The 26327-nt window shown below is 73.4% G+C and carries 35 protein-coding genes, 1 tRNA gene and 1 pseudogene; 11 read left to right on the top strand and 26 right to left on the bottom strand.

The genetic code is table 11. The features are described 5' to 3' along the window. Positions 1-186 precede the first annotated feature (186 nt). Together HNR12_RS16215 and HNR12_RS16210 are read right to left on the bottom strand one after the other, a co-directional pair. Positions 187-528: a VOC family protein gene (locus tag HNR12_RS16215; RefSeq protein ID WP_179768270.1), complete on the bottom strand. Its 342-nt coding sequence runs from the start codon at positions 526-528 to the stop codon at positions 187-189. A gap of 41 nt (positions 529-569) precedes the next feature. Next, entirely contained in the window at positions 570-1217 is a 648-nt protein-coding gene (locus HNR12_RS16210) for a nucleoside/nucleotide kinase family protein (protein ID WP_179770656.1), read from the bottom strand. 105 nt (positions 1218-1322) lie between these two features. On the opposite strand from HNR12_RS16210, the gene HNR12_RS29550 reads away from it, so the two are divergent. Further along, positions 1323-1691 carry an alpha/beta hydrolase gene (locus HNR12_RS29550; protein WP_179768269.1) on the top strand — a complete coding sequence of 123 codons (369 nt, stop codon included), beginning with the start codon at positions 1323-1325 and terminating at the stop codon, positions 1689-1691. Positions 1692-1790: 99 nt separating this feature from the next. Here the strand turns inward: HNR12_RS29550 and HNR12_RS16200 are convergent, their stop codons facing one another. The 6 genes from HNR12_RS16200 to HNR12_RS16175 all read right to left on the bottom strand — a co-directional run bounded on the left by HNR12_RS16200 (position 1791) and on the right by HNR12_RS16175 (position 5759). Then, entirely contained in the window at positions 1791-2285 is a 495-nt protein-coding gene (locus HNR12_RS16200; protein WP_179768268.1) for a YciE/YciF ferroxidase family protein, read from the bottom strand. An 89-nt stretch (positions 2286-2374) separates the two neighbouring features. Further along, entirely contained in the window at positions 2375-2710 is a 336-nt protein-coding gene (locus HNR12_RS16195; RefSeq protein ID WP_179768267.1) for a PRC-barrel domain-containing protein, read from the bottom strand. Beyond that, positions 2688-3092 (bottom strand): hypothetical protein, encoded by a 405-nt coding sequence (locus tag HNR12_RS16190; protein ID WP_179768266.1) that lies wholly within the window; start codon positions 3090-3092, stop codon positions 2688-2690. The genes HNR12_RS16195 and HNR12_RS16190 overlap by 23 nt, the downstream gene beginning before the upstream one ends. Positions 3093-3094: 2 nt before the next feature. Further along, positions 3095-4324, bottom strand: a complete 1230-nt coding sequence (locus HNR12_RS16185; protein ID WP_179768265.1) for an NRAMP family divalent metal transporter — start codon at positions 4322-4324, stop codon at positions 3095-3097. Continuing rightward, the gene (locus HNR12_RS16180; RefSeq protein ID WP_179768264.1) at positions 4321-4794 is read right to left on the bottom strand and encodes a hypothetical protein; all 474 of its coding nucleotides are present in this window, start codon (positions 4792-4794) and stop codon (positions 4321-4323) included. The genes HNR12_RS16185 and HNR12_RS16180 overlap by 4 nt, the downstream gene beginning before the upstream one ends. A gap of 122 nt (positions 4795-4916) precedes the next feature. Further along, a complete protein-coding gene (locus tag HNR12_RS16175) occupies positions 4917-5759 on the bottom strand; it encodes an alpha/beta fold hydrolase (protein ID WP_179768263.1) in 843 nt (280 codons plus the stop codon). 90 nt (positions 5760-5849) lie between these two features. On the opposite strand from HNR12_RS16175, the gene HNR12_RS16170 reads away from it, so the two are divergent. Further along, on the top strand, positions 5850-6425 hold the full coding sequence (locus tag HNR12_RS16170) for a TetR/AcrR family transcriptional regulator (RefSeq protein WP_179768262.1): 576 nt from the start codon (positions 5850-5852) through the stop codon (positions 6423-6425). A 46-nt stretch (positions 6426-6471) separates the two neighbouring features. Here the strand turns inward: HNR12_RS16170 and HNR12_RS16165 are convergent, their stop codons facing one another. From HNR12_RS16165 to HNR12_RS16155, 3 genes are all read right to left on the bottom strand, one after another. Next, complete coding sequence (locus tag HNR12_RS16165; protein WP_308118428.1) at positions 6472-6948, bottom strand: hypothetical protein; 477 nt, start codon at positions 6946-6948, stop codon at positions 6472-6474. Between the two features lie 174 nt (positions 6949-7122). After that, a complete protein-coding gene (locus tag HNR12_RS16160; RefSeq protein WP_179768261.1) occupies positions 7123-7623 on the bottom strand; it encodes a hypothetical protein in 501 nt (166 codons plus the stop codon). A gap of 125 nt (positions 7624-7748) precedes the next feature. Beyond that, on the bottom strand, positions 7749-8180 hold the full coding sequence (locus HNR12_RS16155) for a winged helix-turn-helix transcriptional regulator (RefSeq protein ID WP_179768260.1): 432 nt from the start codon (positions 8178-8180) through the stop codon (positions 7749-7751). Positions 8181-8297: 117 nt separating this feature from the next. On the opposite strand from HNR12_RS16155, the gene HNR12_RS16150 reads away from it, so the two are divergent. After that, complete coding sequence (locus HNR12_RS16150; protein WP_179768259.1) at positions 8298-8717, top strand: NAD(P)H-binding protein; 420 nt, start codon at positions 8298-8300, stop codon at positions 8715-8717. Here HNR12_RS16150 and HNR12_RS16145 read toward each other — a convergent pair. The 5 genes from HNR12_RS16145 to HNR12_RS16125 form a co-directional block, all read right to left on the bottom strand. Continuing rightward, positions 8603-8941: a beta-ketoacyl synthase N-terminal-like domain-containing protein gene (locus HNR12_RS16145; protein ID WP_179768258.1), complete on the bottom strand. Its 339-nt coding sequence runs from the start codon at positions 8939-8941 to the stop codon at positions 8603-8605. The two genes, HNR12_RS16150 and HNR12_RS16145, sit on opposite strands and share 115 nt — an antisense overlap. Continuing rightward, positions 8938-9552, bottom strand: a complete 615-nt coding sequence (locus HNR12_RS16140) for a class I SAM-dependent methyltransferase (RefSeq protein WP_246425098.1) — start codon at positions 9550-9552, stop codon at positions 8938-8940. Before HNR12_RS16140 ends, HNR12_RS16145 begins: the two co-directional genes overlap by 4 nt. Before the next feature lie 119 nt (positions 9553-9671). Next, positions 9672-10949, bottom strand: coding sequence for a styrene monooxygenase/indole monooxygenase family protein (locus tag HNR12_RS16135; protein ID WP_179768256.1), 1278 nt, complete (start codon positions 10947-10949; stop codon positions 9672-9674). After that, on the bottom strand, positions 10946-11236 hold the full coding sequence (locus tag HNR12_RS16130) for a MarR family transcriptional regulator (protein ID WP_179768255.1): 291 nt from the start codon (positions 11234-11236) through the stop codon (positions 10946-10948). Before HNR12_RS16130 ends, HNR12_RS16135 begins: the two co-directional genes overlap by 4 nt. 2 nt (positions 11237-11238) lie before the next feature. Further along, positions 11239-11688: a roadblock/LC7 domain-containing protein gene (locus tag HNR12_RS16125; protein WP_179768254.1), complete on the bottom strand. Its 450-nt coding sequence runs from the start codon at positions 11686-11688 to the stop codon at positions 11239-11241. A gap of 246 nt (positions 11689-11934) precedes the next feature. Between HNR12_RS16125 and HNR12_RS16120 the strand changes: the two genes are divergently transcribed. From HNR12_RS16120 to HNR12_RS16105, 4 genes are all read left to right on the top strand, one after another. After that, positions 11935-12327, top strand: a complete 393-nt coding sequence (locus HNR12_RS16120) for a hypothetical protein (RefSeq protein WP_179768253.1) — start codon at positions 11935-11937, stop codon at positions 12325-12327. Between the two features lie 3 nt (positions 12328-12330). Next, positions 12331-13212, top strand: coding sequence for a bifunctional diaminohydroxyphosphoribosylaminopyrimidine deaminase/5-amino-6-(5-phosphoribosylamino)uracil reductase RibD (gene ribD / locus HNR12_RS16115; RefSeq protein ID WP_179768252.1), 882 nt, complete (start codon positions 12331-12333; stop codon positions 13210-13212). Next, the gene (locus HNR12_RS16110; RefSeq protein WP_179768251.1) at positions 13209-14099 is read left to right on the top strand and encodes a hypothetical protein; all 891 of its coding nucleotides are present in this window, start codon (positions 13209-13211) and stop codon (positions 14097-14099) included. The genes ribD and HNR12_RS16110 overlap by 4 nt, the downstream gene beginning before the upstream one ends. 368 nt (positions 14100-14467) lie before the next feature. Then, on the top strand, positions 14468-15190 hold the full coding sequence (locus HNR12_RS16105) for a 5-formyltetrahydrofolate cyclo-ligase (protein WP_179768250.1): 723 nt from the start codon (positions 14468-14470) through the stop codon (positions 15188-15190). A 354-nt stretch (positions 15191-15544) separates the two neighbouring features. On the opposite strand, the gene HNR12_RS28540 is transcribed toward HNR12_RS16105, so the two are convergent. Further along, complete coding sequence (locus tag HNR12_RS28540; RefSeq protein WP_308251274.1) at positions 15545-15802, bottom strand: DUF1622 domain-containing protein; 258 nt, start codon at positions 15800-15802, stop codon at positions 15545-15547. A gap of 408 nt (positions 15803-16210) precedes the next feature. Here HNR12_RS28540 and HNR12_RS16095 point away from each other — a divergent pair, with 408 nt between their 5' ends. Continuing rightward, positions 16211-16549 (top strand): hypothetical protein, encoded by a 339-nt coding sequence (locus HNR12_RS16095; RefSeq protein WP_179768249.1) that lies wholly within the window; start codon positions 16211-16213, stop codon positions 16547-16549. Between the two features lie 66 nt (positions 16550-16615). Here HNR12_RS16095 and HNR12_RS16090 read toward each other — a convergent pair whose 3' ends face one another. The 6 genes from HNR12_RS16090 to HNR12_RS16065 all read right to left on the bottom strand — a co-directional run bounded on the left by HNR12_RS16090 (position 16616) and on the right by HNR12_RS16065 (position 21685). Further along, entirely contained in the window at positions 16616-17731 is a 1116-nt protein-coding gene (locus HNR12_RS16090) for a protein-L-isoaspartate O-methyltransferase family protein (RefSeq protein ID WP_179768248.1), read from the bottom strand. Beyond that, positions 17728-18168, bottom strand: coding sequence for a lasso peptide biosynthesis B2 protein (locus tag HNR12_RS16085; protein WP_217781897.1), 441 nt, complete (start codon positions 18166-18168; stop codon positions 17728-17730). Before HNR12_RS16085 ends, HNR12_RS16090 begins: the two co-directional genes overlap by 4 nt. Next, a complete protein-coding gene (locus HNR12_RS16080; protein WP_308118425.1) occupies positions 18165-18425 on the bottom strand; it encodes a PqqD family peptide modification chaperone in 261 nt (86 codons plus the stop codon). The genes HNR12_RS16085 and HNR12_RS16080 overlap by 4 nt, the downstream gene beginning before the upstream one ends. Further along, positions 18419-20200 (bottom strand): asparagine synthase-related protein, encoded by a 1782-nt coding sequence (locus HNR12_RS16075; protein ID WP_179768247.1) that lies wholly within the window; start codon positions 20198-20200, stop codon positions 18419-18421. Before HNR12_RS16075 ends, HNR12_RS16080 begins: the two co-directional genes overlap by 7 nt. Next, positions 20197-20376: a hypothetical protein gene (locus HNR12_RS16070; RefSeq protein ID WP_179768246.1), complete on the bottom strand. Its 180-nt coding sequence runs from the start codon at positions 20374-20376 to the stop codon at positions 20197-20199. The genes HNR12_RS16075 and HNR12_RS16070 overlap by 4 nt, the downstream gene beginning before the upstream one ends. A 172-nt stretch (positions 20377-20548) precedes the next feature. After that, positions 20549-21685, bottom strand: a complete 1137-nt coding sequence (locus tag HNR12_RS16065; protein ID WP_179768245.1) for a helix-turn-helix domain-containing protein — start codon at positions 21683-21685, stop codon at positions 20549-20551. Here HNR12_RS16065 and HNR12_RS16060 point away from each other — a divergent pair. Next, entirely contained in the window at positions 21657-23369 is a 1713-nt protein-coding gene (locus HNR12_RS16060; protein WP_338119771.1) for a glycosyltransferase family 4 protein, read from the top strand. The genes HNR12_RS16065 and HNR12_RS16060 overlap by 29 nt on opposite strands. Here HNR12_RS16060 and HNR12_RS16055 read toward each other — a convergent pair. From HNR12_RS16055 to HNR12_RS16045, 3 genes and pseudogenes are all read right to left on the bottom strand, one after another. Then, a pseudogene (locus tag HNR12_RS16055) lies at positions 23365-24173 on the bottom strand (IS5 family transposase); the annotation flags it as partial. The gene HNR12_RS16060 and the pseudogene HNR12_RS16055 sit on opposite strands and share 5 nt — an antisense overlap. A 473-nt stretch (positions 24174-24646) precedes the next feature. Beyond that, positions 24647-24719 (bottom strand) — tRNA-Arg (locus tag HNR12_RS16050). Between the two features lie 85 nt (positions 24720-24804). Beyond that, positions 24805-25416 (bottom strand): AAA family ATPase, encoded by a 612-nt coding sequence (locus HNR12_RS16045; RefSeq protein ID WP_179768243.1) that lies wholly within the window; start codon positions 25414-25416, stop codon positions 24805-24807. A gap of 307 nt (positions 25417-25723) precedes the next feature. On the opposite strand from HNR12_RS16045, the gene HNR12_RS16040 reads away from it, so the two are divergent. Together HNR12_RS16040 and HNR12_RS16035 are read left to right on the top strand one after the other, a co-directional pair. Beyond that, positions 25724-25972 (top strand): DUF6343 family protein, encoded by a 249-nt coding sequence (locus HNR12_RS16040; RefSeq protein ID WP_179768242.1) that lies wholly within the window; start codon positions 25724-25726, stop codon positions 25970-25972. A 78-nt stretch (positions 25973-26050) separates the two neighbouring features. Next, positions 26051-26275, top strand: a complete 225-nt coding sequence (locus HNR12_RS16035; RefSeq protein WP_179768241.1) for a hypothetical protein — start codon at positions 26051-26053, stop codon at positions 26273-26275. Positions 26276-26327: the final 52 nt, after the last annotated feature.

The raw sequence follows: 26327 nt of genomic DNA, 5'->3' as shown, positions 1-26327 counted from the left end.
ACGACTCCTTACGGTCGTAGGGCTCGCCCCGTGGGGGATGACGGAAGCGCCGATGAGGTTGGGAGCGCTCCCATTGTCGTGTCTCGGAAGGTAACAAGAAGCCTGCGCGCTGTAAAGGCGGTGGAGCGGCCCGGAGCGCGGGCCGCCCCACCGCCGCGCGGACGGGGCGGCCGGCGCCCGCGCCGCCTACAGCGGCGCCCCGCCGAAGCCGATCTCGTTGCCGTCGGGATCGCGGTAGGTGACCTTGCGGACCCCGTTGGCGTAGGTCTCGCGGTTGGCGGGCGCCACGCCGCGCGCGGCGATCCCCGCCACCAGGGAGTCGAGGTCGTCGACGAACACGGTGGTCAGCGCGTGCCCGGCGTGCTCGGGCCGGTGCTCCACGGCCAGCGACCGGTGCTCGGCCAGCTCCCAGACGGCCTCGGTGTCGCTCGCGACGTAGGTGGGCGGCGTGCCCAGCAGGCGTTCGTACCATTCCAGCGCGGCGGGGTAGTCGCTGACGGCGATGCACGCGAACAGGTCCAGTGCCATGTCCGCGATCCTAGGCAGGGGGTGCGACAGGCGGCGCGCCCTCACCCCAGCCGGTCGTCGTGGGCCACGCGCACAATCCGGTCGCAGTTGGCGCGGCTCGCCTTCACCAGTTCGCCGTTGGCGCGGTCGCTGCCCTCCACCCAGGCGCGGGCGGCGGCCGGGTCGCGGCCGCCCGCGAGCTGGCGGGCCACCAGGCGCTCCTCCCGCACCCGGTCGGGCGCCTCGACGTACCAGACCTCGGTGAGCAGCCCGCGCACCTCGCGCCAGAGCGGGGCGTCGTCGGCGAGGTAGTTGCCCTCGGTCACGACGAGCCGCGCGCCGGGGGCCACCACCTGGCGGGCGGCGACCGGCTCGTCCAGGGTCCGGTCGAAGTCGGGCACGTAGACCGGCGCGTCCTCGGCGGCGCGCAGCCGGCGCAGCAGGGCGAGGTAGCCCCACACGTCGAAGGTGTCGGGCGCGCCCTTGCGGTCCCGCCGGCCGAGCCGGTCCAGTTGCGCGTTGGACAGGTGGAACCCGTCCATGGGCAGGTAGGCGGCGGCGTCCTCGCCCCGCGCGGCGCGCACCTCGGCCACCAGATGGCGCGCCAGCGCCGACTTCCCCGCGCCGGGCGCCCCGGCCAGGCCCAGGAACGCCCGCGGCGCGGCCCGCGCGGCCATCCTCCGGGCGGCCGCGGCCAGGTCCTCCAGCATGGCCTCCTCCAGCATGGCGCCACTCTAGGCCGTGCGGGGACCGGCGGACTCCCGCCGCGCGCCCGGTTCGGCGGCGCCGGGGGTCAGTCGGCGCCGCCCGACCCCGTGGCCGACCCCGCCGCCGGGGTCGGGGCCGCGGTCGGCTCGGGGCCGGAGGGCGACCCCGAGCTGTCGCGCCCCGCGCTGCGGTTCGCCGGCCGCGTCTGGGCGCACCACCTGCCGCTGGACGACCCCGCGGTCAGCCCCATCAACGGCAAGCTCGCCGGGCTGCCGCCGGTGTCGCTCTACAGCGGCACCCGCGACACCCTCAACGCCGACGCCCGCCGCTTCGCGCGCCTCGCCCGCGAGTCCGGTGTCGAGGTCGACTTCCACGAGGCGCCCGACCAGCTGCACGCCTACCCGCTCTACCGCATCCCCGAGGGGCGCCGGGCGCGCGACGAGATCGTGGCGACCATCCGGGGGCTGGCGGCCTGACCCGCGCGCGGCCGGGGCCCTCCGGCCGCGCGGTCCCGGCCGGACAAGCCGTACCCGCGCCCGGGGCCGGACGCGGGTACGGGCCGGACGGCGGATCCGTCAGGCCGGGACGAGGACCTTGTGGTCCAGTTCGTTGGCGAAGCGCTCCAGCTTGCCGGCGGTCTCCTCCTCCTGGTTCAGGATCGTCTTGAGGTTCTGCGCCAGCTCGGTGTCGCCCATCATCATCGCCTTGTCGACCAGGCCCCGGTAGGTGGCGATCTCGAAGTGCTCGACCTTGAGCGCCCCTCCCAGCGCGAACATGGTCAGCACCTGCGGCGACGGCTTCTGCGACACGAACTCCCGGTACTCCGCGCGCAGGGCGTCGATCACGCCGCACGGGACGTCCATCGGCGACTCCCCGAGGTGCTGGAAACAGGACTCCAGCATCTTGGCCTGGTCCTTGGTCTCGCGCTGGTGGGCCTTCAGCATCTTGGCGAGGTTGTCGTTGTCGACGTCGCCGGCCACGTCCTTGAGCATCTCGGCGATGGCCTTCTCGCCGGTGTAGATGGCCGACAGCTCGAAAAGGAACAGGTCCTTGGGCTCCTTCAAACGCATGGCGCCCTCTCCGTAGCGGTGTTTGTCCGGTCCCCGCCGCCGCTACCCAGCCCCGCGACCTCGCACACCCGCCGCCGGGCGGCGGCGGGTCAGGCGGGGTCGACGTCGCTCCACCGCCGCCCCAGCCGGTCGCCGGGCACGCTGACGCGCACCGTCTCGCCCAGTTCGCCGATGTGGTCCCACCGCAGGTAGCGCTCGTGGCGGCGCAGCCACCGCAGCAGGGCGCCCAGCAGCGGCGGCGGGTCCAGCGAGCCGCCGTAGCCCCACCGGCCGGCCACCGAGCTGCGGCCGGTGACCAGGCCGACCGCCTGGTAGCCGCCGTCGGCGGTGCGGCGCACGACCACGTCCTGGACGCGGCCGAGGAAGGTGCCGCGGCTGTCGCGGACCTCGCGGCCCAGCAGGTCACTGACCAGGATCGTCGGCACGGCCGGCCCCCGGGATGCGTCCGATGACGTGCGCCCGCAGCCAGTCCTCGGCCGCCCACACGTGCGCGGGCGCACGCATGGACAGGCGCGTGGCCGGGCGGAACTCCACCACCGAGCCGATGGGGATCCGCACCGGCTCGGCGGGGCCGGTGCTCATCCGGCGCATGAACGCCGCCCACGCCCGGCCCAGCTGGCCCGACAGGCGCGGGCCCAGCGCGGCGGTGTCGGTCAGCACCGCCGACACGCGCGGCACGGGGTCGGCCTCGCCCCAGGACAGTTCGATGTCGTCGACCTTGCCCACAGGGCGGTCGTCGCTGTCGTAGATCTGGCGGTCCAGCGCCGCGTAGCCCAGGCGCAGGACCTCCACGGTGGTATCCGGCATGGCTACTGGCCCGCCTTCGTGTAGATCATCAGCGGAAGGGTCACCGCCGAGACCACCAGCACCAGTGCCAGGTAGCCGGTGGCCAGGACGTTGGTGAACCGGGAGTTCACGTGCTCGCCGAGGTAGTCGCGGTCGTTGGCGACGATGAGGATGGGCAGGTAGGTCAAAGGCAGCGCGGCGGCCGAGAGCACGATGCTGTACTCGGTGACCTTGACCGGGTCCAGCGAGGTGAGGATCAGGGCGGTGCCCAGCAGCAGGGTCAGCAGCACCGCGGAGTGGAACCGGGGCGCGCTCACCGGTGCGCGGGTCTTGCCCCACGCCCAGCCGAAGTACTGCGCGACGCTGTAGCCGGCGGCGAGCGCGGCCTCCAGCGCGGCGCCGAACGTCGCCGCGAAGAGCCCGACGATCACCACGGCCAGCCCGATCCGCCCCAGCCCCGCGGCCACCGGCAGGGCCACCTGCGACAGGTGCTCCACCTGGATCGCGGCCGGCATGAAGACCACCGCCGCGCAGGCCATGACCGCCAGCGCGAGCAGGCCGCCCAGCGGGAAGCCGACGAAGACGTTCACCCGCGCCTGGCCGAGGTCCTTGGCGGTCCAGCCCTCCTCCACGCCGCTGGAGGAGAAGAACAGCACGGTGTAAGGGGTCATGGCGGCGCCGAACACGGCGATGGCGTAGTACCACCAGGTCGGCCGGTCCTCGCCGGGCGGCGGTGCGGGGCGCAGCGCGCCGTCCAGGAGGGCGCCCCAGTCGGGGCCCAGCTGCCACAGGGCCACGGCGAACGCGATCAGGGCCAGGCCCAGCAGGCCGTAGGTCTGCTCCATCGCCTGGAACGGCAGCCGCCACAGCACGATCCACACCAGCGCCAGCACGACGGGCACCCACAGCAGGTAGTGCACGCTGCTGGCGATCTCCAGGGCCAGCGCGACGCCGCCGATCTCCGCGGCGAGGGTGAGCAGGGTGATGGTGTAGGAGGCGAGCAGGTTGGCCAGTCCGGCGCGGGCGCCCATCCGCTCGCGCACCAGGTCGAACGTCGCCCGGCCGCTGATGGCCGAGACCCGCGCCGACATCTCGGTGAACAGGGCGGCGCCCACCACCCCCACGGGCACCACCCAGGCCAGCGACATCCCGAAGCGGGCGCCGACCAGGGAGTTGGCCACGAGGTCGCCGACGTCCAGGAACCCGCCGATGGCGGTGAGGAAGCCGAGGGTGAAGGCGAACAGGCGCTTCATCGCCTCGCCTCTGCGGCCAGGACCGCCTCCAGGCTCTGAGCGGTGTCGGCGAGGTCCCCGGCGGCCCGCCGCGCGCTCGCGTCGTCGCCGCGCCGCAGGGCGATCCGCAGGTCGGCCAGGCCGTCGCCCGCGTTCTCGGCGAGCCCGGTCAGCCGGTCCCGCACGGCGTCCTCGCCGGGGGTGGGCGGCTGGCGGGAGGCGAAGGTGTCGGCGACGGAGCGGGCGTCGTCCTCGGCGCCGCTCACGGCGGTGTCGAGGGTGGTGCTGAAGGCGCGGTCGTCCTCGGCGAGCCGCGCGACCAGGGTTCCGGTGCGCACCGCCGACAGCAGCGCGGTGGCGCTCTGCTCGACGTGCCGGTGGTAGCCCTCGACGGTCAGCGCCGGGCCCGGCACGCACCCGGCGGCCAGGACCGCCGCCGCCAGCGCGGCGGCCGCCCTCCGCCGCCGGCCGCGGCCAGCCGATTCCCCCATGTCAGCGCACTACCAGCGGCGGGGGCCGCCAAACGCCGCGGTTCCGTGCGGCCCCGTGCCGGCCCGGGGCGCCCCCGCGTCCCCGGGCCGGCACGACGGCGCGATCGGCGCGGCCGGCGCCGTCAGCGGGTCACGAAGGGGACCAGGGCGTCGTTGACCTCGGTCGCGTGGGTCCACAGCAGGCCGTGCGGCGCGCCCTCGACCTCCACGTACTCCGCCTCCGGCAGCGCCCGGTGGAAGGGGCGGCCGGTGGCGTCGATCGGCAGGATCCGGTCGGCGGTGCCGTGCAGGACCAGGGCGGGCCGCCCGGAGGCCCGCACGGCCTCGACGTCGCGGCGGAAGTCCTCGATCCAGGCGGGCACGACCGCGTAGGCGGCCACCGGCGCGCTGGACACCGCGGTGTTCCAGTTGGCGTCGACCACCTCCTGGCTGATGCGCGAGCCCAGGGTGTCGTCGAGGTTGTAGAAGTCCCGGAAGAACTGGGTGTACCAGGCGTAGCGGTCGGCCTTGGCGGCGGCGGCGATGCCGTCGAAGACCTCCTGGGGCACGCCGGTGGGGTTGTCGTCGGCGCGCACCAGGTAGGGCTCCAGGGAGGCGAGGAACGCCAGCTTGGCGACCCGGTCGGCGCCGTAGCGGCTCACGTAGCGGGCCAGTTCGCCGGTGCCCATGGAGAACCCGACCAGGACGGCGTCGGTGAGGTCGAGGGTCTCCAGGACGGTGTTGAGGTCGGCGGCGAAGGTGTCGTAGTCGTAGCCGGTGCCGGCCTTGCTGGAGCGGCCGAACCCGCGGCGGTCGTAGGTGATGACGCGGCGGCCGGCGGCGATCAGCTCGCGGGCCTGCAGCTCCCAGGAGGAGCCGTCGAGCGGGTAGCCGTGGATGAGCACCACGGGCTGCCCGGACCCGTGGTCCTCGTAGTACAGCTCGACGGCGCCGCTGTTCTCGTGGCCGACGGTGATGTAAGGCATGGCGCGCTCCCTGCGACAGTGGAGAACGGTCGTTCTCCGGTATGTCGCCTACAGTAGAGAACGAACGTTCTCTAGGCAAGGGGCACGCCGGTGGCCGATGAGTCACACCTCCGCCAACAGGTGGTCGAGGCGGCCGACCGCCTGTTCTACGCCCACGGCGTCCAGGCCGTGGGGATGGACGCCGTCCGGGCCGAGGCCAAGGTGTCGCTGAAACGCCTGTACTCGCTGTTCGCCGCAAAGGACGACCTGGTCATCGAGGTGCTGCGGTTCCGCTCGCGGCAGTGGGACTCCGGGATCGCCTCGACCGCCGAGGCCGCGCGCACCCCGCGCGACAAACTCCTGGCCGTCTACGACTTCCTGGGCCTGTGGTTCGAGCAGGACGGCTTCCGCGGGTGCGCCTTCATCAACTCCTTCGGCGAACTGGGCGGGGTCTCGCCCCGGGTCGCCGAGGTGGTGCGGCGGCAGAAGGCCGACTTCCAGCGCTACGTCGCCGACCTCGTGGCCCAGACCGGCGCCCCGCCGTCCCTGGCCCCCCAGTTGGCCATCCTCGCCGAGGGCGCCCAGACCACCGCCGCCATCTCCGGCGACAGCACCGCCGCGGCCGACGCCCGCGCCGCCGCCGAGACCCTGATCGACGCCGCCCTGGGCGCCCGCCCGGCGCGCTAGCACACCGGCCGGGCGACGGGGCGGCGGGGCGGGCGCTCCGCCGAGGTCAGCGCGGGCGGCGCCGGGCGGCCAGGCGGGTCAGCGGCCAGGCCACCGCGCCCGTGGCCGCGCCCACGGCCGTTCCCGTCACGGCGCTGCTGACGAACGCGAAGCCGCGCAGCAGCGCCGCCTCGGCCGCGGGCGGCAGCGCGCCCTCCAGGTTGCCGCCCAGGCGCGGCGGACCGCTGTCGAAGCCCTGGCTCCACAGCAGCAGGTGCACGGCGCCCAGCAGCACCCCGTAGCACGCGCCCACGGCGGTGAGCGTGAGCAGGGGGCGAGGGGCCCGTGCCAGGACGGCGGCCGCGATCCACACCGCGAGCGGCGCGAACACCAGGACGGCGTTCACCGCGGGGCCGACCAGGTCGAGGTCGTGGGCCACCGCGCGCGGCAGTCCGAGCGCGGCCAGCCCGAGGACCGCGAGCGGCGGCAGGCCCAGGCGCCGCGCCCGCCCGGGCCGCTCGGGGCGCTCCGGCCGCGCCGTCACGGGGTGCGCTCGGGGTGCTCGGCGGTTGCGGCCGCGGGTGCTCTCGTGTGCATACGCCTCGTTCCGGGTCCGGGGATGTCCGACCCGGCGACGGTAGACGCGCGAAGGCCGCCGGGTCCTCCGCCCCGGCGCTCACTTTCGGCTACATCCCGCGATGTAGCCGCGCCGCCGGGGCTACGCCGGGGGGCGACCCCGCCGGGCGCGCCCGCGGTCGGCGAAGTAGGCGTTGGACGCGGGCAGGAACAGGCAGACCAGGGCGCCCACCCCCAGCAGCACCGGCACCAGGTCGCGCAGCAGTTCGTAGGCCGACAGACCCGTGAACGCCGCCGGGCCGTCCATGGAGAAGGTGAGCACGTCCAGGGCCGCGACGAGGGCGGCCGCGGCCACGACCACCAGCCGGGCCCAGCCGTGCCCCTGGCGCACGAGGACGGCCACGAGCACGCCCAGCGCCGTGGTCGCCAGCGTGAAGGCGCCCGAGACGGCGGCCTGGCGCAGCGCGCCCGCCTCGCCGGACGCCTCGCGCATGGAGTCCAGTCCCGTGGGGGCGATGACGAACACGCCCAGCACCCATGTCACGGCATCGAGGGCGAACACGGCCAGCAGCAGCAGGAAGGCGGCGTCCACGGTCCTGGGGCGCCCGGTGGCCTCGGGGGCGGTCCTCGTCTGGGTCCTCACTTCCACGCGTGCTGTCGGCAGGGGGCGGTGGCCCGCGCGGCGGGCCGTCCGAACGGTGCCGGACTGTACCGCACCGCCGCGGCGCGGGCCAGAAGAGCCGGTGGCGGCCCGGCGTGGGGGCGGGGTCAGCGCCCGGCGCCGGCGTGGTCGTCGTCGTAGCGGCGCTGGGCGGCCAGGACGGCGGGCATGTGCCCCTCAAGGTGGTCGATCAGGTCGAGCAGCTTCTCGGCGGTGGTGCGGCCGAGGTCGGTCAGGCTGTACTCCACGCGCGGCGGCATGACGGCGTGGACCTCGCGGTGCACGAAGCCGTCGCGTTCGAGGGCCTGGAGGGTCTGGGCCAGCATCTTCTCGCTCACGCCGTCGATGCGCCGGCGCAGGGCGTTGAAGCGGGCGGGCCGGGCGTGCAGGCCGGTCAGGACGAGCACCCCCCAGCGGCCGGTGAGGTGCTCCAGAACCGGCCGCGACGGGCAGGCCCGGGCGAACACGTCGAACTCCGGGTCGCCGGTGGGCGGGGCGGTGCCGGTGTCGGTGCCGGTCTTCGGCGCGGTCGTGGACATGGACCCAGACTACCCAGCGCACAGCACTTTCTAAAAGTTTGTGCTATCTATTGGAAAGTGCATGCTGGGGTGCGCCGGGATGTGGCGCGCCCTCCCCTGACCGCGAAGGAGTCCTCGATGATCGTCGTCACCGGAGCCAGCGGCCGGCTGGGCCGCCTGGTCGTGGAGCACCTGCTGCGCCGCGGCGTGCCCGCCGCCGAGGTCGTCGCCGCCGTCCGCGCGCCCGAGCGCGCCGCCGACCTCGCGGCCAGAGGCGTGGTGGTCCGCGAGGCCGACTACGACCGGCCCGAAACCCTCGCCCCGGCGTTCGACGGGGCCGACCGGCTGCTGTTCGTCTCGTCGAGCGGCCCGGACGACCTGCGCCTCGTCCAGCACCGCGCCGTGGTGGACGCCGCGCGGGCCGCCCGGGTCGGCCTGGTCGCCTACACGTCGATCGTCCGCGCCGACACCAACCCGCTGCGCCTGGCCCGCGTGCACCGCGCGACCGAGGAGGCGCTGGCGGCCTCCTCCTCCGCGCTGATCCCGAAGAAGGCGTGATCGAAGGCGTCGATCTCGATGGTGCCGGCGTGCCAGGGCTTGGACGGGCGGTCCTCCTCGGCCAGCAGCGTCACCATCTCCTTCCACCGCTGCGCGGGGATGGGCGCGACGGCGTCGCGGCCGCCCATCATGAACTCCCAGAAGCCGCGGGGAGTGGTGATTCCGCCGGGCAGGCGGCAGGCGATCCCGGTGACCACCACCGGCACGGGGGCGCAGGTGCTCATCGGGCGGTCACCCGCCACAGCGCGACCGAGCCGCACACCTCCAGGCGCACGTCGGCGAAGCGGTCGTGCAGGACGGCCGTCAGGTCGCTCAGCGTGTCGCCGGTGTTGGCGAAGATCTGCTTGGCGTTGAGGTAGCGCAGTCCGGCCCGCCCCAGGGCGCTGAGGTCGGTGCCCTGGGACAGCACGGTCGCCCCGATGCACACCCCCGTGCCCGGCTTGAGGGCGGCGGCGATGCCGTCGAACACCGCCGCCTTCTCCACCACGCTCTGCCCGGGCACGCAGTGCAGCACCATCGACAGCACCGCCGTGTCCACGCTCCCCTTCTCCAGCGGGAAGGGCTCCAGCGCGCTCTGGCGGTGGGTGACCGGGCGGTGCCGGGCCAGGCGCGCCGCGGAGGCCTGCAGCGGCCCGTCGTGGACATCGAGCAGATGCAGCTCGATGCCGCGCGGCTTGAGGCGGTCGAGGAAGTACCCGCCGCCGGGGCCGATCTCCAGGACGGTCTGGCCGGGGCGGACGGCCTCGGCGTAGAGGGCGAACACGCGTCGCCACGGGCAGCTCCACAGCACCCGGTAGGTGCCGTGGATGACCAGGGCGTCGTAGAGCCAGGTCATGTTGCGGCGGCTCCACACTCGGGAGTCCGATCCGGGGGGCGGGGTGGAGGAGCCGGCGGAGGGCTGTGGCGAAGGCGGGGGGACGGACATGGTGGTGCCTCCAGACGGGAGCCGCAGGGTCAGGTCGGAGTCGCGTCAGAGTGGGGCCGGGTGACCGCCGCGATGTAGGCGCGCGCGGTCTCGGGCTCATACAGCCACTTCTCGTAGTCGGCCGGGTCGGCCAGGCCGCCGATGAACCGGTCGGCCACCGTCGGGATGGTGGCCGCGGCGGCCAGGACCTCGGCTAGGTGGGGCGGGGCGCCGGGCTCCCACATGGAGTGCAGGGCGCTGCTGAGGCGGTCGGCCGCACTGACACCGGACTGCCACGCGGCGGTGAAGGTCTCCTCCATCCACTCCGGTGTGAAGGGCGCGTCGCCGTGGTCGAGGATGCGGGTCAGGTAGACGGAGGCACTCAGACTGGAGACCGCCCATCCCTGCCCGGCCAGCGGATCGGTGTGCACGACCGCGTCGGCCAGCCCGAGGACGTGCCCGCCGGCCAGGGCGGCGACGGGCTTGCGCACGTGCGGGCGCACCGTGGTGACCAGGGCGGCGTGGGCGTCGATCGGCGAGGCGCCGGCGACGCGAGGGTAGACCTCGGGGAAGTGCTCGCCCAGGGCGGACACGATCCACGAGGTGACGGCCTCGGGGTCGGGGTGGCCGCGCTGGGGCCGCAGATGGGAGCCGTCGAGGCTGCCGCCGGGGGCGTCCATGACGCACACCGAGTGCGCGGGGCCGTAGGGGCTGAGGATCGGCGCGATGAGGATGCGCCCCAGCGGCGAGGAGATGACCTCGGCGTAGTCGGCGCCCGAAGGGCTGGGCTCGATCCCCTCGCACAGCACCTGGGTGATCACGCGCCGGTGGCCGCCCACGCCCCGAAGCTCGTCGGTGTCGGGGAAGAGTTCACCGAGCATGCCGCCGCCGGTGGCCACCACGACCAGGTCGAACATGGAGGGGAAGTAGGCGAGGTCGGAGACGGTGCAGCCGGCGAAGATCGCCTTGGCGCCCCGGTCCTGGAGGTACTCCAGCCAGTCCGCCTGCTTCAGCCGCCGGTCGACCGCGATCGCCTCGCTGGCGAAGGCCCCGGAGACCGTCATCGAGCCGGGGTAGCCGGGCGGGTACAGCTCCAGGTGGACGCCGTGGATGCGCGGCGCGAGGTCGGCGTAGAAGTCCAGGCCGAGCCGCTGCTCGACCTCCCGTGCCAGGGGCAGGGAGAACTGGGTGACCGACGGCAGGCTCGTGCGGATCTCCTCCGGCTTCTGGGCGGTCATGACGGTGACGTCATAGCCCGCGCCCTGCAGGCCGTGGGCCAGGTGCAGCCCGGACTGGCCCGCGCCCACGATGAGGATCCGGCGGCTCATCGCACGCCACCTTCCTCAGCCGGGGTGATGCGCACAAGACCAGCGCGCTCAAGGTCGGTGACCGCCACCAGGGCCACACCCTCAGGCAGGTCGCAGGAGGCAGCGGCCTGGGCCACCGTGCAGTCCTCGGCGGTGCGCACGCAGGCCAGCACCTGCCGCGCGACGGGCGCGACCGGCTCCGGGGCCGAGGTGGGAGTCAGCCAGTCATCGGTGGTGATCGGTGTGCGGGACCGGTGCGGTCCCGCAGACGTGAAGCGGTAGGGCTCAAACAGGGGGGTGTCGGGCATGATCACGTGTTCGCAGAGTCGGTGGCGGAGGAGAGGAGTTCACGGCGAACGGCCGGTGTGAGCGCGTGGCCCACACCATCGGCCACCCGGGCCATCTGGAAGGCGACGACCTTCAGATCCGCGCGGGCGGTGGTGATCACCGCCAATCGGGAGCCGTCGCTGATCGCCCTTATCACCAGCCGCCCGCGGGCCATGAGGATCAGCACCTGCTCGGTGTCGCCGAGGTCGAAGAGGCCGCCGACGGCCTCGGCCACGCCCTGCAGTCCGCTGACAACCGCGGCCAGGTCACCCGCACGCTCGTTGTCCAGGCCGCGGGAGGTAGCCATGCAGACCCCGTCGGAGGACACCAGCACGGCATGCTCGACGCCCGAGGTCTCTCCGGTAAATCGCTGCAGCAGCCAGTCGACGTCGTCGGGGGACGCGGACGCAGCGGGGCGATGGGATGAACTCACACCGCCATGCTGTCGAGGAGAACGCTCGGCGTCTTGCCCCTGCGGGCTATCCCCATCATGGGTAGGATCTCCGGACGCCTCCTACCCACACCCCCTGGAGGACGAGCCGCGCCATGAGAGAGCCGCGTCCGCCCGCCGCACTGCCGCCCGCCGTGCTCCAGCGCGTGGACATGCAGCAAGCCTTGGCTGCCCACAACTTCGGGCGCGTGTTCGCCCTCGCTCGGAAATTGGCCGGCATCAGCTACTGTGGGCCCCGACGTCCACGGCGACGCCGGCGTCGGCCACGGGGCCTTCTGCACCCCCGACTACATCGAACTCGAACGGGCACGCGCTTGGACGGCACTGGGCCGCCCCGAGCGCGCCGTCTGCCTCTACGAAGAGGTGATCCCCCGAATGCCAGTGGTCTACCAGCGCGACCGCGGCGTCGCCCTGGCCCGCTGCGCCACCGCCCACCACATGCTGGGCGACCTCGACCACGCCGCCGCCTTGGCGCGGGAATCCCTGGCCATCGCACGCACCACCGGCACCGGAGGCGCCATTGCCGACATCACAGCCCTGGCGGAGTCTTTGCGCCCCCACCGGGCACTCCCCGCCGTCGACGAGCTCCTTCACGACCTCGGTGACACAGGGCAGGATTAGGCCATGGCCACCCCAGCCGAAGCAGCCGCGATGCGCCGTGCAATTGCCCTGTCCGCCCACGGCCTAGGGACCACCGCCCCCAACCCTCCGGTGGGCTGCGTCATCCTCGATGAGTCCGGCGAAATCGTGGGGCAGGGCTACCACCAGCGCAAAGGCGAATCCCACGCGGAGACGATCGCTCTCGCCCAAGCCGGCGAACGCGCCCGCGGCGCGACCGCAGTGGTCACCCTGGAGCCCTGCAACCATGCTGGGCGCACCCCGCCGTGCCGTCAGGCTCTCCTCGACGCCGGGATCGCCCGGGTCCTCATCGCCCTGCTCGACCCCACCTCACGAGAGGAAGGGGGCGCGGCGCGGCTGCGCGCCGCAGGCGTGGACGTCGAGGTCGGTGTACTCGCCGACGAGGCGGGCCTGGTGCTGGGGCCCTGGATGACCACTCTGCGCACCCGCCGCCCGGTCCTGTGGTGGACCTGCGTGCTTGGTCCCCACGGCCTCGCCGAAGCCGACCTCTCCCACCTCCTAGCCAGGATGGACGCCGTCCTTTACGCCGACGGCCGTGTTCGCGAAGCCGTACCCGGCAGCCATGGCGAAGGCATTCTGCACCTGCCCGGCCGCGTCGACCCGGCCGCACCGGACGCAGCTCTTCGCGCGCTGTTCGACGGCGGCGCGCGCACGGTCCTCTTCCGAGGAGGGCGGTCTCAAGCGGATCCGTTCCTGCGGGCGGGCATGATCGACCACATCACCGTGGTCCTGCCGGTCGAGGTCGGCGGGCTGGCCACCGGGGAACTGCTTCCCACTGGCTACAGCATCGACGCCCTCACCCGAGATTCGGACGCCGTCGTCATCCACGCGGCCCGTCGCCCCGCACCCACGGAGGAGGACTCGTGACATTCGTGCCGCGTGCCGCGCTGCCCGACGACGTGCTGCGAAGGCCGGACGTCGAAGACGCCTTGGAGAAGCGGGACTTTGGGCGGCTCTTCTTCCTGGCACGCCAGTGGGCCGGCATCAGCTACAGCGCCATCGCCGAATCCTGCGAGATCAAACCGGAGCGCGTCGGATCCCTTGCCCGGGGCCGCGGAACAATCACAAGCTACGCGAAGATCCAGCAGATCGCCGATGGAATGCGCATCCCCGGACGTATGCTCGGGCTTCTTCCTAGGCATTGGGAGCACGGGCCGACCGGGCGAAGTACTGAAACGCTTGGCGCCAAAGCAAGCGGGACCGCATTTCAGTCGTCTGCACCCTCGCGCGCTGGAGTGCCCGAGGCGATCAATGCTCCCGCAGTCGGAGACGCCGACGGTCTGCTTGCTGATCTTGACCGGTTGGAGCGCGATTACGATGTGGCCTCCTCAGCCGTCCTGCTCGGCGAAGCCGGGCTCGTCCACGGTGCTCTCCGGCGTTCAGGCAGCACTCACCGATTTCTACGGCTGCGTGCCCGGTCGGCTCTGCTCATGGGGCAACTTCTTTGGGATGCTTCCCACCGCCGTGACGGCCACGCCGCCACTGTTTTCTTCCACGAGGCGGTGCTTGCCGCCCATGAAGCCCGCGATCAGGCCACACTCGCCCAAGCGCGGCTGCGCACCTCATTCATCCCGCTCTACAGTGGTCGCCCCCGTGACGCCCTTGTCGAGGTCAAGCGCGCCGCCAACGCCGCAACGGGCGTCCCGTACGTGCGCGCCTTGGTTTCTTTGCATGTCAGCGAGGCATATGCGCGCCTCGGGCGCCGAGCCGAGGCCGAAGGCCACCTGGTCGAGACCGACCGCATCGCTGAGTAGGCTGCTGTCCCCGAACCCGAATGGGCAGGCCGCGTGCATCGCATAGCCGGGTCGGTCTACCTGGCCCTCGGCTTGCCCGCGCAGGCGCAGACCCACCTCGAACAAGCAGCGTTGCTCCAAATGGGTCGGGCGAAGTCGCAAGGGTTGGTCCTGGCCAACCTCGCCCTCGCCTTGGCCCGTCGGCAGCAACCGGAGGAGGCAGCCGCAACTCTGGGCCGCGCCCTGGACGTGGTTGAGGTGACCCACGCCGGCGGAGCGCTCTCCCTCACCGCTGACGCGGCACGCGCACTGGCTCCCTGGTGTGACTTGGGGGCCGTCGCCGATGTTCGAGAACGCTTGTTCACCCTTCTTGCCAGCTAGGAAGCACTATGACCGACATTGACGATGCGAAAGGCGGCGTTCGTCGTCGCGTCTGGGCGCTGCTGGACGCACACAGCGCCGGACGCCGCGGCAGCGTCTACGGCAAGATTCCCGACTTCACCGGCGCCGACCAGGCCGCACACCGGCTTGCTGGTCTGTCGGCGTGGCAGGGCAGCCGGGTCGTCAAGTCCAATCCGGACCGCGCGCAGGCCGAGGTGCGCCTCAACGCCGTTCAGGACGGCAAGCGTGTGTACATGGCCGTTCCCAAGATCGCCGGGACGAAGCCGTTCTTCGACCTCGACCCCAGCCAATCCCATGTCATCTGGGAGGAGGCGGTCACTGCTGAGGGAGCCGCCCGGTACGCCCAGCGTGTTGGACTCGAGGGGATGCGGCCCATCGACGTTGTCGTGTGCGGCAGCGTCGCGGTCAACCGGGAGGGCGTCCGCCTGGGTAAAGGCGCCGGCTACAGCGACATCGAGATCGCCCTGCTCGGGCAGGCCGGGCTGATCAGCGCCGAGACCATGATCGTAACCACGGTGCACGATCTCCAGGTGCTGGATGAGCCGCTGCCCGAGGCCCCACACGACGTCCGGGTGGACGCGATCGTGACACCCCAGGAGGTCGTATTCTGCCGTCCCGGCCCCCGAAGGCTGGGAATCGCATGGGAGAAGATGCCCACCGAGAAGATCGCGGCGATCCCCGTTCTTCGGCGCCTCCAGGAAGAAGCGTGAGCGACCCCCACGGCAAAACCCCAGGGGACGCCCCTGGCTGTTCGGGGGCGCCCCTCTACCAGCGCGATCCGCAAGCATGGCAGGCCCATCTAGCGGAAGGCAACCGCACCCAACCACGCAAACGCGTGGCGGCCGAGGTGATCATCCACGACACCCACGGCCGCATTCTTCTGGTCGACCTCTCCTACAAGCCCCACTGGGACATCCCCGGCGGCATGGCCAGGCCAATGAACCCCCGCGCAGGCGGCCCGGCGCGAGCTTCGGGAAGAACCTGGCCTCGACAGCTGTGTGGACTGCGTAGCTCCGCACGTCCCCTGGGACGACTTCCTGAGGCTGCGGCTTGGGCATGGGTACTCACCGGTCGGTGACCGCGGGCGTGGTCGGCTTGCGGGACTGCCAGGGCCAGCGGCCTTCCAGTTCGACCTCCAGCGAGAAGCTGAGGAAGGTCCGGATGAGTACGATGCCGGCGAGAACACCGACACTGCGGAACGTCGGCGCCACGGCGACCGTGCGGATGATGTCGGCCGCCACGAGGAGTTCGAGCCCGAGGAGGATCGCCCGCCCCAGACCTTGGCGGTAGGGGCGGTATGCCGTCGGTGACGGAGAGCCCACGCGCGATCCGGTAGAAGAAGACAGCGGTCACCGCCGCCGCGCCCACGGCGATCGCGGCCACCCCCGCCAGGTCGATGCCCCTTGCCGACCGCCTCGATCACCTCGGAGAACTCCATACTGCCCTCATCTCGCCGGTCGTCGCGGGGACGGCTGCCCGACGGCGGCCCGGCCTAACCACCGCCTCCACGTGACCGATGAGGCCCGGCGGAGGCCAGTTGCCTCGCGGCCGCTCCCCCTTCGAACGAGGACGCCGTCGGTTCCGCCCTCTTGCGCGTCCGCCGGAACACCAACCGCGAGGGGGCGCCCCGGTTCCCCGGGACGCCCCCTCGCCTTCCTCTTGCCCGCCTTCGTCCTCGTCGCCTGCAGGCTGGATGCGCTACCGCCAAGACCTCTGCCCACCATCCCGCGGTGGCCGCGCTGTGCGAACGCGCCGGCCTGCCTACCGGCGGCCTGCGCCTGCTGCTCCACCACGCCACCGGCGTCTACTTCGCCCCCGACGCCCCCGCCCTGGTCCGCATCAGCTCAGCGGCCGACGCCCCGCGGCTGCGCACCGCCGTGGCCCTCACCCGCTGGCTCACCAGCCACCGCTTCCCGGTCACCGAGCCGCTGGACATCGAGCACCCCCTGACCGACGACCGGCTGACCGCGACGTTCTGGGTCTACTACCCCCAGACCGCCCAGGCGCTCCCGGCCCCCCGGCTGGGCGCCCTCCGGGTCGGCGACACCACTGCCGGATGGGTGCTGTAAGAGGCGGACGCCGAACGGTGTGCCTCCCGCCGCTGCGCGCCGGGGCGGCCGGCCCGGCCGTGTCCGTCAGCGGGTGAGGGACCACTCGGCGGGGACGAGCAGGGGATCGCGTGTGGCGGCGGGCCGGAGCCGGGCGCTCCAGGCCTGTGCGATCGGGCGGCCGTCCTTGTCCCAGGCGGTGAGCAGCGCGGCCATGTCCTGGGCGGTGGCGGCGTCGGTGTGCATCAGCGAGCCGTCGGTGCGCAGCCAGCAGGCGCGGGAGTCGTCGGCGACCAGGGCGCACATGCCCCCGAGGGGGTCGGTGCCGGCGAGGTAGGCGCGGGTGACGCGTTCCTCGCCCGCGCCCAGGGAGAACCAGGCGTCGTTGTAGGCGTCGCCCAGCAGTGGCACGACATCGGGGACAGTGGCGGGGTCTCCCTGGAGGGTGGCCCCGGGGGTGCGGCCCGCGGCTTCGGCGGGGCGCAGCGGCCCCACCGCGGGCATGAAGTCGGCCCACAGGCAGACCCCGACGGTGCCATCGGGCCGCACCTTCATCACGGGGTGCACGCCGGCGTGGGCGAGGGGGGCCAGGACGAACCCCTCGGGGGCGAGCTGGTCGAACCAGGCCGGGGGCACCCCGGCGATGCCCACGGTCGCGATGATCCGGTCGAAGGCGCCCGGCCCGGTATCGGGGTGGCCGAGGTAGCCGTCGCCGTGCACGACGCGGACCTGGTCCTCCAAGCCGAGGCGGCTGACGGCGGCCGCCGCGCCGGCCGCCGCCTGGGCGCCGGCCTCCACGGTGAGGACCTCGGCGCCGGTGACGGCGGCGATCAGCGCCGCGTTGTATCCGGTGCCCGCGCCGATCTCCAGGACCCGCATGCCCGGCCGCAGGTCCAGTGCCTCCAGCATGGGCCCCATGACCAGGGGGGAGCTGGAGGAGGACGCGGGCTCCTGGGGGTCGGCGGGCATGATGGTCAACAGCGACGCGTCGCTGTAGACGATGTCGAGGACCTCCTCGGACGGCAGGGCGTCCTGGGGGACCTCGTAGCGCTCACCCCGGAAGTAGAACGCCTCCATGAAGCGGTGCCGAGCAACGCGGGCGAAGGCGTCGCGCACGCCGGCGGTGGCAAGCGCCCCCTGCTCGGCGAGGCGGTCGGCGTAGTCGCGCAGGCGCTGGTGGATCGCGGCCGGTGCCGTGGTCACGGTGAAGGCTCCTCGTCGGTGGTGAGTGCGGGGGTGAAGGCGGTTCTTGGGTCCTCGGGCTCGCCCACGGGCCCCTCCCGGGTCTCCACCCAGGCGTGGGAGGCGGGCGGTGGCGAGGCGAACCCCACCACCCAGCGGACGCGGCCGCCCCAGGCGCGGCACAGCAGCGCCACGGCTACCGACCGCAGCAGGCAGCCGTGCGGGCCGGCGCAGCGCAGACTCGCGGCGACCACGGCGTCGTGCGCGGCACCGGCCGCAGCGGGTGAGGCGGGCGCCGCGCCGGCGAGCAGGCGCGCCAACGCCGAGTGCAGGCGTGCCGGGCGCCCCTGGGCGGCGGCGAGCAGCACCCGGGCCGCCGCCACCGCCGCCAGGGCGTGCAGGCGCCGGGTGAGATTGGGCGGGTGGCCCGGGCTCCGCAGGACCACCTCGACGCTCACAGCGCACTCTCCACGAGGAGATGGTGCTGGGCGAGTGCGGCCAGGACGGCGGCGGCGTCGCTGCGGGCGCGCTCAGCGGTGATGCCGTAGCGCTCGCGCAGCCGCCGCGCCGCACCGTCGGGCCCGCCGGCCAGCGCCCCCAGCAGGGCGTGGTGCCCGGTCGTGTTGAGGTGGAACACGCGCCCGGTCCGGGTGTCGAGCAGCATCGCGCCGTCGCCGGTGGCCGTCAGGGCAACGTGATCGGGCAGCCTCAGCACGCAACCGCCTCCCCCAGCACGGAGCGGGCCCACAGTTCCAGGCCCACCAGGCCGGTCACGTAGGCAGGTGCCGGACCGGCAGCACCCCAGCGCTCCAGCGCGCCGTGGAGGCGGTCGGCGTTGACCAGGCCCGCCTGGGCCAGGTGCGGCTCGCTCAGCAGTCCGAGCAGGTGGGAGCGGTGGCGGGCCCACCCCTGGTGCACGTCGGTGGTGTAGCTCGCCTTGGTGGAGCGCTCCAGCACCGGGTCGGGCAGCAGGGGGCGCAGGGCGGCGGCCAGCAGCGGCTTGGCCCTCCAGGGGTCACTGCGTGCCTCGGGGCGCACCGCCAGGCACGCCTCCACCACCGGCCGGTCCAAGAACGGGAACGCCGGCTCGGGCCCGCCGATGCCGGCCATGGCCTGGCGGTAGGTGGCGGCCGCAGCCGCCGAGGTGCGGATCCGCGCCAGGGCGGCGTGGGTGGCCAGGTCGGCCCACGGGTTGAGGGGCGCGTGGGTGAGGGCGGCGGCCACCAGGCGGCGGGCGCGCAGGGTCGCCCACGAGGCCAGGCGGGGATGGGCTTCCCAGCCCATGGCCGCGCCGAGGGCGTCGGGTGCGGTGTCCAGGTGGGCGGCGGCCGTGCGGGCCCACCGCGAGGGGGAGGCGGGGGCCAGCGCGTGGCGCAGGAGCGCGGCGCTGGTGGTGTTGTGCAGGGCGGCGTGGCCGCGCAGGTGCCGCAGGAACCCGCGCCGGGGCGCGCGCACCAGGTGACGCAGGTGCGCCAGCGGCACCCCCACCACCTCATCGCCGCCCTGGCCGTTGAGGTGCGGGCCGCTGCCGGCGGCGCGGGCCAGGCGGGCGATGCGCGCGGCCCCGGCCGCCGGCGGCGGCTCATCGGTGGTCGGCAGCACGCCGGGCAGACCGGCGAACAGGTCGGGCGCGTCATCGAGCACCTCAAGCGGGGCGCCGAGGTGGGCGGCGACCTTGTGGGCCCACGGCAGGTCGCCGCTGGCCGCCGACGGCAGGGTGACCAGCCGCAGGCGGCCGGGGCCCACCGCCTCTGCGGCGAGCGCGGCCAGCGCCGCCGAGTCCATACCGCCCGACAGCGCAACGCAGACCGGGTCCCGGCTGCGCCGCGCACGCCCGGCGACGGCCTCGGCCAGGGCCGCGCGCACCCGCCGCGCCCCCTCCTCCAGCGGCAGGACCGGGGCGGGCGGGTGCCAGTAGCGGGCGATGCGCGCCCGCGGCTCCTCGGCGCCCAGCACCGCGCGACACCCCGCCGGAACCGGGGCCACGCCCCGGTAGGGGCTCCGCGTCGTGCGGATGGCCGAGGGCACATCAGGGGCGCACAAGCGTCCCGCCGCCCACACCTCGTCCAAGCCGGCGCCGGCCAGAGCGGCGAGCAGCCTCGCCCGGTCGCCGGCCACCACCCCGTGCGCGCAGCGGGCGGTGTAGAGGGGCCGCAGCCCGGCGGCGTCGCAGTAGAGCAGCATGCGGCCCGGCGCGCTGACCAGCACCGTGTAGCTGCCGGGGAAACCCATCAGCGCATCGAAGTCGCCGCACGCGGCCGCGGCGCGCAGCGCCGCGGCGAACTCGCCTTCCTGCGCCAGGAGTTCGCCGATGGCCACGGCCCTGACCGCGCCGGCCCCGGCCGTGGTGACCGGGCCCGGCGCGCCCAGCACCCAGGGCCGACCGCACGGGTGGCGGGTGACGACCGGGGCGTGGTGCTCCAGCTCGTTGGCGGCGGTGCGCGGCAGCGCCAGCCACCAGGCTCCCCGCAGACCGGGAAGGGGGGTCACCACAGGCGGGGGGAGGTCCCGCCCACCGGCTGGGACCAGTAGCCCCCGTTGGTGCTGTCGTCAGCCTGTTCGGAGGCGTACTGGCCGCGCGTCATCGCGGCGAAGCCGTCGACCTCGGTCAGGCGCGGCGGTTCGTATTCGTCGGCCGGCGGGGCGGGTGCTGGTTCGGTGGTCATGGCGGCCTTTCTCGGTGCGGACTCAGGGCACGGGCCACCAGCAGCATTCCCGGGTTGAGGGCGACCGCGCAGCGGTTCGGACGATGTGGCCGGAACAGGCCAGAGCGTATACCTGCTCAGCAGTCGTAGTCGCGCTACAGGACCGAGGAGGGCGTCGCCCTTGTTTGCGGTGTCATGATCGGAGTGCTGCGCGCAGCGCCTGGCCGAGCGTGTCGGTGCGGGGCTCAGCGGGGACCACGGCGGTGATCCTGGCCAGGAGATGGCGGATACGCAGGGAGGTGATGAGCGGAGCCGTTTGGGCCACGTCCTGAACGACCACGCGTTCGGCCTCGGCCCACTGCCGTGTGCGTACCAGAGCCGCGGACAGGTGGACGGCGTCGTTGTAGCGCCCCCGTCCCGGGCGGCGATGGGCGCAGGCGGCGGCGAAGAGCTCACCGGCCTGGCCCCACTCGCCCATGCTGGCGTGGATCATGCCGTGGTGCCAGGTCAGCTCGCCCTCATCGAGCCACCACGCCCAGGCCGGGTCGTGGCGCGAGGGGCCGTCGTCGAACCGTGCGCGGGCCTGGCGGATCATCGCCAGGGCTCGGATGCGCTCGCCGTGCAGCCCCAGCGCGCGTGCCAGCCTCACCTCGAACAGCACCCGCACACGGGGCGGCAACTCCCGGGCCAGGGCGTGTTCACTGGTCTGGCGGGCGCAGGAGGCCTCCCCGGTCTGCACGGCCCACATCGCCATCTGCGACAGCGCCATCAGTTCGGCAGAGCTGTCGCCGGCCAGGGCGGCCGTTTGCAGGGCGCGCGAGGTGAGATGTGCGCACAGGTCCTGGCGGTCGGCGTCGTAGGCCGCCCACCCGGCGACCTGCTCGGCCTCGCTGACCGCTGACAGGCGGCCGCGCAGCCCCCGTTCGTCAGAGGAGGCGGCCGTGTCGCGGGCCCGGTTGGCGGCGCGCACCGCGAGGTCGACGACGGCGCCGCCGCCGTGCATTCCGTCAAGGCGGATCAGGTCGGCGGTGGTCCGGCGCAGCTCCTCCTCGGCCCCCTCACCGCTGCGGCGCAACGCGTCGGGAGGCAGGGGTGGGGTGGGGGCGGTGTCCTCGACGCCGATGTCCAAGACGCGGTGCAGCAGGAGCCGGTTTCGTTCGGAGGGAACGTAAAGCCCGTTCTCCCAGTTGCGGATGCTGCGCATCAGGCTGTCGGTGGTGGCGCTCTCGGGGCCGGCGGCCTTGCGCAGCTCCCGCGCCAGGCGCTGCACACCCCACCCGCGGTCGCGTCGGGCGCGCTGGATGCGGTGGGGCCAAGACGACGGGGCCATGACGGGATTCTCGCTCTTGGCTCCGGGGGCGGCCACTGCTTCTTCCGCGGTCTTCCCTGATCTTCCGCTCCCTTCCCGAAACGCCATCATGACGGGCCGGCCGCGCGGCGGGAGGCTGGGTGGCGTCGCGACTACCCGACGCCGGTGGGAGGACACCATGGTCCCCGCGTTTCCCGATTCACTCCATGTGCTCACCTACGACGTGCGCGGCACGCTCGCCGACGGCACGGCCAAACCCGCCCGCCAGACCGGACTCGTCGAGCACACCCACCACCTCCTCCGAGGCATCGCCGACCGCCACCCCGCCACCCGGCTGGCCCTGACCCAGACCGGCGCCGCCCGCCCCGGCCCCCAGGGCACCCTTCTCGTGCCCGAGGGGCTCGCCGCGCCGCTGTGGGGCATCGCCTCGGCCCTGCCGCAGTACCTGCGCGACCCCGTCACCGGGGCCAAATGCCCCCACCGCGTCCACCACTACTTCGAGGCCACCATCACCGACCCGGCCAACCCGGTGTGGCGCAGTCTGGCCCAGCAGTACGCCGACGCCGTGCACGCCGCCGCCATCCCCATCCTGCTGGCGCAAAACATCAACCCCCTGGTCGGCGTGCTCAAAGCCGAGGAGTGGGGGCTGCTGGGGGGCCTGGGCGAGGTCGCGGTGACCGGCGTCATCCATGACGCCGAGGGGACCCAGAGCCGCTTCGCCTACCTGGCCCAGCGCATCGCGCAGGGGCGCCGACTGGAACTGATCGCGGTCTCGGACTCGATCCGCCGCGCCCTGGTGGCGGCCGGGGTCCCCGGCTGGGCGGTGCGCACCGTCCTCAACGGCCTGGACACCCGCCGGTTCGAACAGCGGCTGGACCTGGCGCGACGCGGGCGAGTCTTCGACCGGGTCCGCGCCCGCAACGGCCTGCCCCCAGGACGCGTGGTGCTGGTGTCGGCCCGCCGCGTCCCCTGGAAAGGCCACGCCGACGTCATCGAGGCCGCACGCCTGCTCAACGACCGCGGGCAACTTGACAACGCCGTCGTCGTCTTCAACGGCGCCGGCATGGTCGACACCCGCACCCCCCACTACAGCCGTGACCTGGCCGCCATGATCGCCCGGTCCGGTCTGCAAGGCCGCGTCGTGCTGCTCGACGAACTCGACGCCGAGGAGGTCGCCTCCTGCTACACCGGCGCCGACATCGCCGTGCTGCCCAGCCGAGCCCCCGAGCCGTTCGGCTACGCCAACGTCGAGGCGATGCTGGCCGGCGTCCCGGTGGTGTCCACCGCCCACGGCGGCCCGGCCGAGTACATCGACCACGGCGTCTCGGGACTGCTGGTGCCCCCGCGCGACCCGGCCGCCCTCGCCCAGGCGCTGCACCGGCTCCTGACCGATGACCGTGCCCGGGCCCGCATCGGCGCGGCGGGCCCGCGCCCGCGCCCGCCAACTCTCCCTCGAAGCCATGTTCGACGGCTACAGCGACGCTATCGCCCGCAGCGCGGCCGCGCGCACGGTGGCCGGGAAAGGATCACGATGAGCAGAAACTACATCCTCGGCGTCAACGCCGGCTGCACCGTCTACCACGACCCGGCCGCCTGCCTGGTCGACGAGGACGGCCGCGTCCTGGCCCATGTGGAGGAGGAGCGGGTGAACCGTCGGCGCCACTCCACCGGGGTGCGCGCCCCCGCCCTAGGCAGTGTTTGTTGAAGATCACGGCCCGCTTGTCATAGCGGGTGGCCACCGCGCGGTTCTGCTTGAGCAGGTTGATCGCGCGCTCGACGGTGTTGCGCAAGCGGTAGGCCTCCCGGTCGAAGGACGGGGGCCTGCCGCCCGCCGAACCGCGCCGCAGCCGGTTGGCCCGCTGGTCGGCGGGCTCGGCGATGGTCGCCTTGGTCTTGCGCCGGCGCAGGTAGGACCGGTTGGCGCGGCTGGAGTAGGCCTTATCGCCCAGCAACCGGTCCAGGCGGGTGCGCGCCCGCCCCCCGGAGCGCGCCAGGCGCAGCCGCTCCAGCAGAGGCCGCAGCATCACCGTGTCGGCGTGCTGGCCGGGGGTGAGGGCCAGGACCAGCGGCCGCCGGCGGGTGTCGGCGATCAGGTGGAGCTTGGTGGACCAGCCGCCCCGCGAGCGCCCGAGTGCTTGGGCCCTGTCCCCTTCGTCCCGGGCCGCCTCCCCTTTTTTGGGGCTCCGGCGGCGTGGTGGTGGGCGCGGATCACGGTGGAGTCGATACCGGCGGTGAGTTCGGCGCCGGTGAGGGCGTCGATGCGCAGCCGGTCGGCGATGCGCTGCCAGGTGCCGTCCAGGCACCAGCGGCGGTGGCGTCCGGCGGCGGTTTCCCAGGGGCCGTAGCGTTCGGGCAGGTCGCGCCAGGGGATGCCTGTCCTGGTGCGGTAGAGGATGGCGTTGATGACGCGGCGGTGGTCGGCCCACCGCTTGCCTTTGCGGGGGTGGGCGGGCATGAGCGGGGCGAGCAGGTCCCACTCGGCCTCGGTGAGTTCATGGCGTCGGACCATGGATCCCAAGGATTACCGAAGACCAGCCCGCCCCGCAGACCTTTCAAAAAACAGGACCTAGGAGCCGGCGTTCCAGCAACCCATAGACCGGGTTCCCGGCCTGGCCAGTGCTGGCAAAAAACGGACAGTTGTTGCCGCTACCCCAACGGTGCGTTCCCGAGGGGCGCCCTCCACGGTGCCTGAACCGGTCACTGGCACTGCTTGGAGGCGCCTGTTCATGTCGTGGTGGAGATCACGGCTGCGTGGTCGGCGCACACGGGGTGGAGTGTTGCACGTCACCTGAAAAACGGAGTTTCCGTCCCCGGGGACGGACGGATTTGGGGGTCTGGGTGGGGTGGCCGGTGAGCACGCACCGGCGAAATCCGTCCCCATTCCGTCCCCCTGGGAGTCGGTGGCGTTGACGGTAGAGGAAACGCAACGAGGCTTCGACCTGTATTCGCTGGTCGGAGCCTCGCTGCTGCGCTTGCGCGTTGCGCACTCGGGAGGATTCGAACCCCCAACCTTCTGATCCGTAGTCAGATGCTCTATCCATTGAGCTACGAGTGCCGGTTTTGAGTTGTGGTCTCCGGTGGGGCGTTCCCCTGGAAGACGTGTATGACTCTACCACGGGGCACAGGGCGGTTTCGCCACATTAACGGTGGGGGCGGGGGACGTGAGGAGCGTGACACGGGGAGGGCGGGGGCTCGACGGTGGCCTTCTCTTGGGCGTGGTGGGCGATGGTCGCGGCGGTCTGCTCCGGGGTCATCGTGGCGGTGTCCAGCCACCAGCCGACGCCGGCCAGGTTGTGCTCCATCGCGCGGTAGTAGGGGGAGTAGTCGAGGTCCACGCGCTCGCGAGGCGGGCGGGCGGCGTTGCGGGCCAGGCAGACCTCCAGCGGCGGGGCCAGGACGACGAGCATGACCGGGCGGGGGCGCAGGAGGGCCAGCATGTGGTCGAGCAGGCGGCGGTTGTCGATGGTGTACTCGAGGATCGGGAACACGCCGTTCTCGGCGAAGTTGTTCGCCAGGGTGCACATGTTGCGGAGGCACAGCAGGAGCTGGCGGTCGGCCTCCTCGGGCGGGGTGCCGGTGAACCCGACCCGGCCCTGGACGACCATGTAGGACAGCACGTCGCCGCTGATGTGCGCCGCGCGCGGGAAGTGGGCGGCCACCAGCGGGGCCGAAGTCGACTTCCCCGCTCCGGGCATGCCCGTCAGGATCAGGCAGCCGGGGTCCGGGGCCTGCGCGCTGCCGTCGTTCGCCATGCCGCTCCCTCATGGTCTCCGCGTGCGGTGCGGCGGCATCGTCGCATCGGGGCCGGGCGGGGCGCATCCGGTTTTCGGCACGGTGCCGCCGGTCGGCGCGCGGCGCGGCCGTCGGGAACCGGACGGGCCGGGAGCGCCTGGTAGACCTCCCTGGGGTGAGCGGCACGCTGCGGCCAAGGCGGCCGTGGTGCCGGGCGGGCCGCCGCGGTCGTCCACAGGGGCGACCGCGGGTGTGCATTGCCGGGCCTTCTCCGGGCAGCGGTGCACCCACGGACGGTGGAGAGCCGAGGCGAAGGGAGGAGGTCCCGTGTCCTCTTGGCGCGATCGGCCGCGCGGTTCCCACGATCGCCCCTACAGCGCGCTGAACCTGCGCCTGGTGCTGGCCGCGCTGGGGGCCGTCATCTGCGTGGCCCTCGGCGTGGTGGCGTGGGCCGCCGGGTTCCCGGTCCTGGCCGTCGTCCTGTGGGCCCTCGCGGTGGTCGGCGTGGTCGACATCGTGGTCGTCCAGCGCCGCCGCCGGCAGCGCGGGCCCGGACACGGTTCGCTGTTCGAGTGATCGCCGTCCATCGGCCCGCCCGCATGGCACGCGCGGTCCGGGCCGCCCGCTTGGGATGACCGCTGAGGAGGTGGCGAGGTGTCCGAATCCGAACCGCTGGGCCACGAGCCCGAGGAGACCCACGACCGCGAGTTCGCGCCCGTGCTGCGCGACGAGGAGGAGTCGCCGTCGCAGGAGGAGGCGCGCGAGCACGGCCGCAAGGCCACCGGTACCGGTGTGCCCACCTCGGTCCCCGCCGACGGGGAGACCGAGGACCGCTCGGTGCTGGAGGACCCCGACGCCGACGTGCCGCCGCACGCCTGAAACCCCGGCTGAAGGCCCCGCGGGCCGCCGGCCCGCCGCGAGCGGCCGCGCC

The sequence above is a fragment of the Streptomonospora nanhaiensis genome (assembly GCF_013410565.1).
Taxonomy (GTDB): domain Bacteria; phylum Actinomycetota; class Actinomycetes; order Streptosporangiales; family Streptosporangiaceae; genus Streptomonospora; species Streptomonospora nanhaiensis.
This window is presented reverse-complemented; position numbering and strand designations above follow the sequence as displayed.